The 9,784-nt window shown below is 47.3% G+C and carries 7 protein-coding genes; 5 read left to right on the top strand and 2 right to left on the bottom strand.

Annotation, left to right across the window (positions count from 1 at the left end; all coding sequences use genetic code 11):
• The first annotated feature begins 496 nt into the window (after positions 1-496).
• Positions 497-1,048, top strand: coding sequence for a CarD family transcriptional regulator (locus VNM22_11610; GenBank protein ID HWP47800.1), 552 nt, complete (start codon positions 497-499; stop codon positions 1,046-1,048).
• Here VNM22_11610 and VNM22_11605 read toward each other — a convergent pair.
• Both VNM22_11605 and solA read right to left on the bottom strand, forming a co-directional pair.
• Positions 1,045-1,692 (bottom strand): hypothetical protein, encoded by a 648-nt coding sequence (locus tag VNM22_11605; GenBank protein HWP47799.1) that lies wholly within the window; start codon positions 1,690-1,692, stop codon positions 1,045-1,047. The two genes, VNM22_11610 and VNM22_11605, sit on opposite strands and share 4 nt — an antisense overlap.
• Before the next feature lie 54 nt (positions 1,693-1,746).
• Positions 1,747-2,874 carry an N-methyl-L-tryptophan oxidase gene (solA, locus tag VNM22_11600; protein ID HWP47798.1) on the bottom strand — a complete coding sequence of 376 codons (1,128 nt, stop codon included), beginning with the start codon at positions 2,872-2,874 and terminating at the stop codon, positions 1,747-1,749.
• Between the two features lie 285 nt (positions 2,875-3,159).
• Here solA and VNM22_11595 point away from each other — a divergent pair, with 285 nt between their 5' ends.
• From VNM22_11595 to VNM22_11580, 4 genes are all read left to right on the top strand, one after another.
• Positions 3,160-3,408, top strand: a complete 249-nt coding sequence (locus tag VNM22_11595; GenBank protein ID HWP47797.1) for a BolA/IbaG family iron-sulfur metabolism protein — start codon at positions 3,160-3,162, stop codon at positions 3,406-3,408.
• A gap of 73 nt (positions 3,409-3,481) precedes the next feature.
• Positions 3,482-3,814 (top strand): Grx4 family monothiol glutaredoxin, encoded by a 333-nt coding sequence (gene grxD / locus VNM22_11590; GenBank protein HWP47796.1) that lies wholly within the window; start codon positions 3,482-3,484, stop codon positions 3,812-3,814.
• Between the two features lie 267 nt (positions 3,815-4,081).
• Positions 4,082-5,773 carry a thiamine pyrophosphate-binding protein gene (locus VNM22_11585; GenBank protein HWP47795.1) on the top strand — a complete coding sequence of 564 codons (1,692 nt, stop codon included), beginning with the start codon at positions 4,082-4,084 and terminating at the stop codon, positions 5,771-5,773.
• 168 nt (positions 5,774-5,941) lie between these two features.
• Positions 5,942-9,673, top strand: a complete 3,732-nt coding sequence (locus VNM22_11580) for an AAA domain-containing protein (protein ID HWP47794.1) — start codon at positions 5,942-5,944, stop codon at positions 9,671-9,673.
• Positions 9,674-9,784 lie beyond the last annotated feature (111 nt).

Genomic DNA, 9,784 nt, shown 5'->3' with positions numbered 1-9,784 from the left:
CAACCGTCCCGGTTGACCCACCTTGCAAAAAGAGGGAGCTTGCCCTCACGAAGGAGATTCAATGCATTTCGCTACTCAACCAGCAAGATAGCTAAACCAGTTATTAATCCCCTGAAATGAAAAAATGTGGGTAATGGTTAGACTGGAGGACAGGGGGTGAGGGGGGAAGAGAATAACCCAAAATTAACTTTACCAGGTAGTGACGCCAGGTAATTTTAGTTTTAAAAAATAAAAGTTGACAAACTTTGTTAAATAAGATAGTCTTCCTAAATAGGAGGTAAGTTGTAAGTTGTTGAACTTAAAGAGTTATTTTGATCTGCGGGGTTAAAATTCTGGTATTTTCTGTTGGGGAAAATTCAACTCCGGGTGGTCCAAATTGTTTAAAATTGGTTTCTGATACCTCTTATAAAGAAATTAAAGTCAGGCAACGGCATTGAGGGTACCCGGGAAGGGCCTTCAGGGGAGATTCTAGGCCGAGGAAAGGCGGCCTTAGCACATGGCGATTTCGCCAGGTTGCTTAAACCATAGATCTTCCATGCGATTTAAGAAAGGAGATCGAGTTGTTTACCCTCGTATCGGCCAGGGAGAGATCGTAGATGTTACCTATAAGGATTTTGACGGTCAAAGGAAATTGTTTTACAAGGTAAAACTGAAAAGACGGGAAGCACAGATGATAGTGTATATTCCGGTAAGCTCCAGTGCAAAGTTAGGACTTCGAAAGGTTATGGAGAAAAAGGATATTCCGGAGATTATGAAAATACTTCGGGAAGGTCCCTCCGACATAAATCTGAATAAAACGGCTTCTGAGAGGTACGAGGAACAGATACAGGCTTTAAGGGTAGGCAGTGTTCGAGGGCTGGCTCTGGTGGTATCGACTCTTTATAAGTTTTTTCAGAGTGGGCTGTTGAAACCCGGGTCCGAGAGGCAACTTTATGAGGCGTCTTCTGAAGAGCTGGCCAAAGAACTGGCCCTTGCTTCAAGTATTGAGCTGGAAGAGGCCAGGGAAATGATTCAAAAGGCCCTGGCTGCCAAAGAAGTTATTTCCTAAAGGTAATCCGGGAAGAGGTCCTGCAGAAACCTTCGGATTTCTGCTACTTCTTCCGGGATTACCTCATGTCCCATACGATACTCCAGGAGGCGTACGGAAAATTCTTCCTCTTTGAGAATCTGAGCCGCTTGCCGCGATCCCAAAATGGGGACCACAGGATCTTCGGTCCCATGGGCGAGAAGAACGGGGAGTCCTTGAGAAACCGGAGATTTCTCTTGATGTAAGCTTTCAGGGAAAGGAAGATACCCGCTTAAAGCAATGATTCCGGCCAGTCTGTGGGGATAACGGACCCCCACATCTAAACTCATTACGGCCCCTTGAGAGAAACCCATCAGGGCAATCTGACCGGAAGAGAGACCCTCTCCTTCCAGTTCTTCAAGTAGGTTAAAAAGAAGCTGACGACTTTCCAGAATTCCCTCCCGATCATAGGGAGGAAGCTCATACCAGGCTCTCCCTTCCCAAATAAAGGGGACCGGAAAGGGGGCATGGGGAAAGAGGTATCGAAGTCTTGGAAGCCTAAAAGCTTGAACGATGGGAACAAGGTCATAGCCGTTGGTTCCTCGACCGTGTAAGACTACCACACATCCTGCTGCCGGTTGGCGTTCGGGTTTAAGATCTATTCTCTGTAAGGTCTTCTTCATCATCTTTATTCAATTCCCTGAGAGGGCCGGAAAGAATAACTTTATAGGGTCAGGAAGTTAAAAAAACCTTGAAATTCGGAACCTGTCGATAGAATAACGCGTCCTTCCTTCTATGGCCAGATCGGCCAAAATTTCTCCTACAACTGGAGCAAATTTAAAGCCATGGCCGGAAAAACCGGCTGCGATGACAATATGGGATTTACCCGGATAAAAGTCAATAATAAAATGCTCATCGGGGGTTAAGGTATACAGGCAGATCTTCCCTTCAAGGATCTCCCCGGTCAGGCCGGGTAGATATTTTCGGATAAAATTCTTTACTTCCGTCACGTCCGTTTCCTGAAAGGTTCTATCTACCTGATCTGGATGTGTAGGGGTTCCACCGTAATGGTTCGCCATTTTGACCCCCGGATGATCGTGCAGAGGGAGTCCATAGATAGCCCCTTCTTCACTCTCTGTGATAAAAATAGGGAACTTTTCCGGTACAAAATCTGCCGGGTTTCTGGGACGAAACCAGGCCAGGGTTTTACGCCGGACCACCAGGGGCAATCCAAGGCTTTTAAGGAGCCAGGAGGTCCAGGAACCCGCACATACAATGAGGCGACCAACGGTATAAATATCCCGGTCGGTTCTAACCTGTACCTGAGTGCCCTGATCTTCAAAAGAAAGAACCCTCTCTCCTTCACAGACCCTGGCTCCTTTTGCCCTGGCCTCCTGAATATGGGCCTGAATACATCGATCCACCATGAGAAATCCTGCCTGGGCATTGTAGCAGGCCTCCCAGTTATCCGGGATTTGAAAGGCAGGCCATCGTTTCATGATCTCTCCGGCCTTTAAAGGTTCATAGGGGAGGTGATGGACCTTACAGGCTTCGAGGGCACCTTGAACAAATGAACAACCCGCCGGTCCCATATCAAGCCCACCGGTACGAATCAATAAAGTCTGTCCATGGATTTTCTCCAGTTCAAGCCAGAGCTCATCTGCCCGTAAAACTAAAGGCACGTAATCCGGAGACTCATGATAGGCATGGCGAATAATCCGGGTCCTCCCACTATGGCTTCCAAAGTCATGGACCACCTGAAATTGTTCAAAGGCAATAACCTGATGACCCCGTTTAGCCAGGTGAAAAGCTGCAGCACTTCCCATGGTTCCTGCACCGATAATTCCTACCTCATAGGTTGTCATCATAAAATCGCAGAATGATTAAGCTTGATGCCTGTGTGGGATACACTATCCCAGACTTTAATTCCTCCCCCCAGGGCCTTATCCTAACCCGGAAATGGTATCAAAAATCAGTCAAAATAAAATATCCTTGTATCCCCGAATACAGATAATTTAAATCGTTCCCCACGGAATCTGTCAAGCTCATAATTGTTAAATCTCACTCCTTGCTTATCTCGTCTCCAAGACCTATCTTTATATAAGGAATTTAACGATCTTATTCAATGAGCAAACATGGGAGGAGCGTACGGTATGCTGGATCCTGATAAAATTAAAGCTGCCATTGAGCAAGCATTACCTGGGTCCCTGGTGCATGTAGAGGACATGACCGGTGGTGGAGATCATTTTCAGGCCATTGTGGTCTCTTCAGAATTTGAAGGAAAAGGGCTTGTCGACCAACATCGACTTGTTTATGACGCCCTTCGAGAGGTCATGGCCGGTGATATCCATGCCCTTGCTCTAAAAACGTATACCCCTGAACAGTGGCGACGAGGTTCGTAGTCAAAGTCATTTTTTCTGTTTAAGGTTAAAATGAAGGAGCGAAATGCATCTCTCTCAAAAGGAGGTAAAAATTATGTCAGAAAATGTTATGGAGAAAATTAAATCCCAGGTTGCCAATAACAAAATCCTTATCTATATGAAAGGGACCAGAGATTTCCCTCGATGCGGTTTCTCAGCAGCAACTGTGGAGGTTTTTGAGGAATTGGGTTATCCCTTTGAAACGGTGGACGTACTGGAAGATGAAGAGATTCGAGAGGGGATCAAGCGGTTTACAAACTGGCCTACCATCCCCCAGGTTTTTATTAACGGGAAATTTATCGGCGGATGTGATATTACCCGGGAGCTCTATGCCCGGGGCGAACTCCAACAAATGGTCAAGGAAGCCTTTGAAACGGATTCTAAGTAAAGTAACCGGATACAAACCACTTCCATCCTAAGGATTCCTTTCATTTTAAGAAACCCGTTTTCTCTCCATAAAACGGGTTTCTTCCCTCATATTTTCGATCTTCTCGAATTTTGTTTGAATTCTTCCTATCGTTTTTTCCATTTAAAAAATCCCAAAGGTTTTATTTGACAGGGAAAAACCGGGAAATTATGCTAAAAAATTGTGGGGAATAATCCTGAGGCAAGAATGTGAAAAAGACCTTTATGATACAGGGAAAAAAGGAGAAATATGGGAACTTTAACAGGAGGACACCTTATTGTTAAAAGCCTTAAACGGGAAGGGGTTAAGAGAATTTTTGGACTCTGTGGAGATCATATTAATCCGATTTTTAATGCCTGTCTGGATTACGGGGTTGAGGTTATCGATACCCGGCACGAATCGGCGGCTGTCCATATGGCCGATGCCTGGGCCCGGGTGACCGGAGAACCCGGTGTAGCGGTGGTTACTGGAGGCCCCGGTCATACCAATGCCATGACCGGGTTGGCTACGGCTTATCTGGCCGGAAGTCCCGTCATTTTGATCAGTGGTCAATTCAATCAATACCTCAAGGAAAAGAACGCTCTCCAGGAGATGGATCAGATGGGTATGTCGAAACCGGTGACAAAATGGGTTCGGGAAGTTACTGAGGTCAAGAGGATCCCCGAATATATAGCCGCCGCTTACCGTGAGGCCGTATCGGGACGTCCAGGTCCTGTCAATTTGAATATCCCGGTGGATGTGGCCACGGCAGAAGTGGAGGAATCTTCCATTTCCTTCCCTGCAAGGGAGAGGTATCGGATCCTGCAAGGATCATCGGCAGACCCGGATCTGATTGAAAAAGCCGTTGCCCTTCTCAAAACTGCCGAAAGACCGGTCTGTATAGCAGGTTCTGGAGTCTGGTGGGCGCAGGCATCCCTTGAGTTACAGAAGTTTATTGAATTGACCCAGATTCCTCTGTTTACCATAGGGATGGCACGGGGAATTGTTTCAGATTTTCATCCCCTCTGTTTTGGCTATGCCGATACGGCTTTTAATCCGGTTGCCAAAGAAATTAAACAGGCCGATGTGGTGTTGGTTTTGGGAAAACGAATAGATTTCCGCCTAAAATATGGAGGTCCTGGATTTTTTGATCCAAAGGCTAAACTGATTCAGGTGGATACTTACCCCGGAGAGTTGGGGAAGAATCGAGAGCTGGAAATAGGAATTTTAGCCGATGCTAAAAGCACCTTGAAGCAACTTATCACCACGGCAGAGGAGAAAAAAGGTTGGGGAAGAAAAGCCTGGATTGAGTACCTTCGGAAGGTAGCCCAGGACGGTAAAGAACAATTCGCACCCTATGAGAACTCCGATGAAATCCCTATTCACCCTCTGCGTCTCTGTCGGGAAGTCAAGAAGATGTTGGATGAGGATACCACCCTGGTGTTTGATGGGGGAGATTTTGTCCACTGGTGTCGTCTGGCTTTATCGGCCCATAAACCGGGTCACTGGCTCCGTTTGGGGCCTCTGGCTGCTATAGGGGCTTCTATTCCCTTCGCCATTGCAACCAAACTGGCAAGGCCGGACAAACAGGTTGTGGTTTTAACTGGAGATGGAGCCTTCGCCTTCTTCGGATGGGAATTCCACACGGCCATTCGGCATAAGTTGCCTATTGTCGTCGTCATCGGTAATGACCGGGGTTGGGGATTAGAACGGGAGTTACAGAAAGCCATTTACGGAAAGGACCGTGTCATCGGATGTGATCTGGGCATGGTTCGATACGACAAGGTGGTAGAAGCCCTGGGGGGTCATGGGGAGTTTGTAGAAAAGCCCGAACAATTACAACCCGCCCTGGAACGGGCTTTTAAATCCGGCCTTCCGGCCTGTGTAAACGTCATGATCGCAGAATCTGTAAGTCCCTTTACCAAAGGTCAGATCGAAGCGCACTTGAAGCACAGCAAATAGAAGGAGTAGAGGGTTTTGTAGAATTAAATCTCCTGGGTTGGAACCTCAGGACCCTTTTCCCCCCTCTACAGGGGAAGAGATTTTAACTTCCAGGCTCCTTTCCCTGGAGTAGAGAGGTCAGGAAGGAAACCCTAACCCCGGGGAAGATGCTGGCTGACTGTTAAAATTGTGGAAAAATTTAAGGCTTTAACTCCTACTATTCTCGGACAGTATATTTACCATAACTGTGAACGCCAGGTCTATTATCACCTGCTTCCCGACGAGGATCCAAGAAAACCGGTTAAAGTAGAAATGGACTCCCGGTTGAGGGTCCGGGGTTTAGAACATGAGAAGAGGGTTCTTCAATGGTACTATCGCCAGGGACTTCAGATCGTAGAGGTGAAAGGGCCTGATGCAGCAGAGCAGACCCGGGAACTGATTCGAGAAGGAAAAGCAGATCTCATTTATCAGGCCTACCTCTATCCGGCAGGTTTATTTCGACAGGTTTATGCCCATCTTCCGGTCATGGTGCACGGTTATCCCGACCTACTCAAAAAACGGACCGATAAAACCACCCCTGATGGGCATGCAATCTATGAAGTCGGGGATATCAAAGCCAGTCTGCAACCCAAACTTTATCAGAAATATCAGGTGACCCTGTACTCCCACCTTCTCTATTTCACCTATCGAAGTCTCTATCCTGGAGAAACCCTTTACTATCCAGAGCGCGGCTTTATCGTTCCACTTCCAAATTCTAATCCACAGGAAGTGGGGAACTCAGGATCAGAGGTCTGGGACCCGGGGCTTTATTCGGAGGAAAGCTTTGATCTGGAGCCTTTTCGTTATGCCCTGGAAGATGTTTTTAAGGAAATTGCCCGAATTCTTTCCAAAGATCTCCAAGAAGCGGCCTGGCATCTGGACTTTAAATGCGGGTCATGCGGATATTTTAAGCATTGTCAGGAAGAAGCCCGGAGAAAGGCCGATCTTTCTCTTATCCCGTTTCTACGCCGATCACAGAAGCGAAGGCTTCTCCGGGATGGAATCACAACGGTTGATCAGGCGGCAACCTCTCTGGATCCAAGCGCTTATCGAGAAGATTGGATTCTTTCCCGTTCTGCCAGGCAGATTCAGCTCCATGCCCAGGCTTTAAAGGAAAATCGGATTATCGTTAAAGAATCAGTTTCCCATCTGATCCCCCATAATATCCAGGTAGAGATATATATCCAGGTAGACACAGATCCCGTGCAACAGATCCTTTATCTGTACGGCCTTTTAGTTCGGGAATCTGGAAAAGAAGATCGGCTCGAGATATTTTTAGCTTCCCGTCCTGAAGAAGAAAGGCAAACCTTTGAACGCTTCTTAATCTGCCTACATCAAATCTGGAAGGATTGTCAGGATCAGGGAAAGATGGCCCATATTTTTCTTTATGACAGCTACGAAAAGCGACAGTTACAAAGGATTTGGGAGAAGTACTTTTTAGGAGAGTGGGAGAAGGGGGGGACAGAGGAATGGGGAAGCGGAAGGATGGGAGAGTTGAGAACTTTACTTCAACAGCTTATTTTTAATGCCCAGGGTCACTATGCAAATCTTCATCAGGTCTTGCAACAAACCCTTGCCTTACCCGTGGAATCTGCCTATACCCTTCCCCAGGTTGCCCGGGTTCTTGGTTATTCGGAACCCGGTCTTCAGTTTGATGAAAACCCTGAATCTCTCTCCCTTCCGCAATTGTACTGGCAAACAACAGATCCCATTCAACGAAGCCAGTATCAGGATCAGATGCTGGCCCGTGTGGCTTTCAACCTCCTGGCAACAGCCCATATTTATGGGTATCTTAGATCTACCCTGACATGGCCTCGAGCCAAGACCTCCATGGCTTTGGAACCGCTTCCCGGGGAGTGGACTTCCTTGAAAGGAAAGCTTTTGACCTTTCTTAAAACCGAGAGAGACCTCAAAATTCAGGAAATCCGGCAGTTTCAACGACTTTCGGTAAGTGAACGGGTAGCCCAGTATCGCTGCATTGCCATGCTTAAATTTCTTAACACTCAAATACTTCCTTCCGGAAGACAGGGCTATGTCTTCTCCTATGGTGCCTCGGGGGCCCAGTCGAAGTTTCGGGATAATGAATTTTTGAGGCTCAATCCCATGGGGCCGGTTCAGGGTTTAAACTCCGAACTTCGGATTTCGAACTCCCTTCAGGGAGGTCAGAGTGTGATCCTCGTCCGGAACGATCCTCGAAAACTCCAATTGGTCCTGATACCCAGAGGAAAAGGGCCTCTGGTCATAGATCCCCAGGCCCGGTATACCTTGGATGAAGATCTGGATGACTTTACCTTTTCTAAAGTCTGGCATGCGGTGAACCGGGCATTTTCTGAAAACTCGCCCTTTAATTTCTTTGATCTTCTTAATGGCAAATATGGTGGGAAAGAAAATACTTCTTTCCGGAGCCAGGCCATGGCCTGGATGGAACCCTTGAGAAAGGTTCTTGATTTCGATTCCTCTCAGGAACAGGCCTTTCTTCTCCCCTTTACATACGATCTTTCCCTTATTCAGGGGCCTCCCGGGACCGGAAAAACCCACGTTCTTGCCTGGATTCTTATCGCCCAGATACTCCTCGCCCAGCGCGAGCAACGTCCTTTGCGGATCTTGGTAAGCGCAGGTTCTCATAAGGCCATTAACAACGTTTTAAGTAAAGTGGCTTCCCATTTGAATACCTTTATGGGAGGTCAGGCCCTCTGTCCCCTTTACAAGCTTAACTCTGCCGGAGGGGAAGCCGAGGAATTAAACCCAGAAATCGAACTATCCAATTCCAGACAGGGTGTTAGAGTCCAGGAAATCGGACGATGGGGAAGGCTTTTTCCTCAGGATCCCTACTATATTTTAGGCGCCACCCCTCAGGGGATTTACTCGGCTGTTAAGGACAAGAACTACTGGACTTCGGGAGACGCATTTGAATCCCTCTTTGACCTGGTAGTTTTCGATGAAGCCTCTCAAGTCACGGTTCCTCTGGCCATCTTAGCCATGTTATACGGCAAAGGCAGATTTCTATTTGTGGGGGATGAAAATCAAATGCCGCCCATTGTACAGGGAACCTATCCCGAGGAAGAGTATTACCATCGCTCTATTTTTGAGTATCTTAAAAGTCGAACCGGTTATCGATCCTGTACGGTAATGCTGACCCAGACCCGTCGAATGAATAAAGAATTGACTGAATTCCCCAGTCTAACTTTCTATTACAACCGCCTCAAACCTCATCCCCAGAACGCCCAACTCAAGCTTCCAACTCTAAAGTCTGAGGTTCAAAGCCCCAAATTGGAGACCCCGAAGGATCCTAAGCCCTGGGCTTCCCGGATAGACGAAATCTTGGATCCCCTCAAACCGGTGGTACTTGTCGAAATGTTTGACGATCTCTCTCAGCAACGAAATCTCCTGGAAGCTGAACTCATCGTTGATCTGACCCGGCGGTTGGTTCTGGATTATCAAATCCCCCCTCAGAATTTGGCTATTATCACGCCCCATCGGGCCCAAAACAATGAAATCATAACCCGACTGACCGGGCTCTTCCAAACCCAACAGATCGAAATGGAGGAACGCCTGACTCTATCCTTACCCCTGGTGGATACAGTAGAGCGTATCCAGGGACAGGAACGAGAGGTCATTCTTATTTCCCTTACCGCTTCAGATCCTGACTACATCCTGGCCGAATCGGAATTCCTCCTCAGCCCCAATCGATTGAATGTGGCCTTAACCCGTGCCGCCCGGAAGCTTATTGTGATCGGTAGTCAAACGGTATTCCAGGTTCGTCCGGAAGAAGAATCTCTTTTAAGACGGGCGATGTTTTTAAAAAAATTCAGACGCTTCTGTGAACGGAAAAAAGCCATCGTTTCTCTGCTAGAACCTCACCGGCAGACCCTCCCCCCCTAAGGCACAAAAGTTGCTACCTAGAGGGTAGTGGGAAATTATCCATCGCGTTGAAAAATGTCTTTTATCCTGTCTTGTTCAATTGATACCAGATTGGTAGGGAAAGGTGAGATA

Source organism: Candidatus Limnocylindrales bacterium, assembly GCA_035559535.1.
In the GTDB taxonomy this organism is placed as follows: domain Bacteria; phylum Moduliflexota; class Moduliflexia; order Moduliflexales; family JAUQPW01; genus JAUQPW01.
The sequence above is the reverse complement of the archived record's forward strand: the minus strand, read 5'-3'. Positions and strand labels throughout refer to the sequence as shown.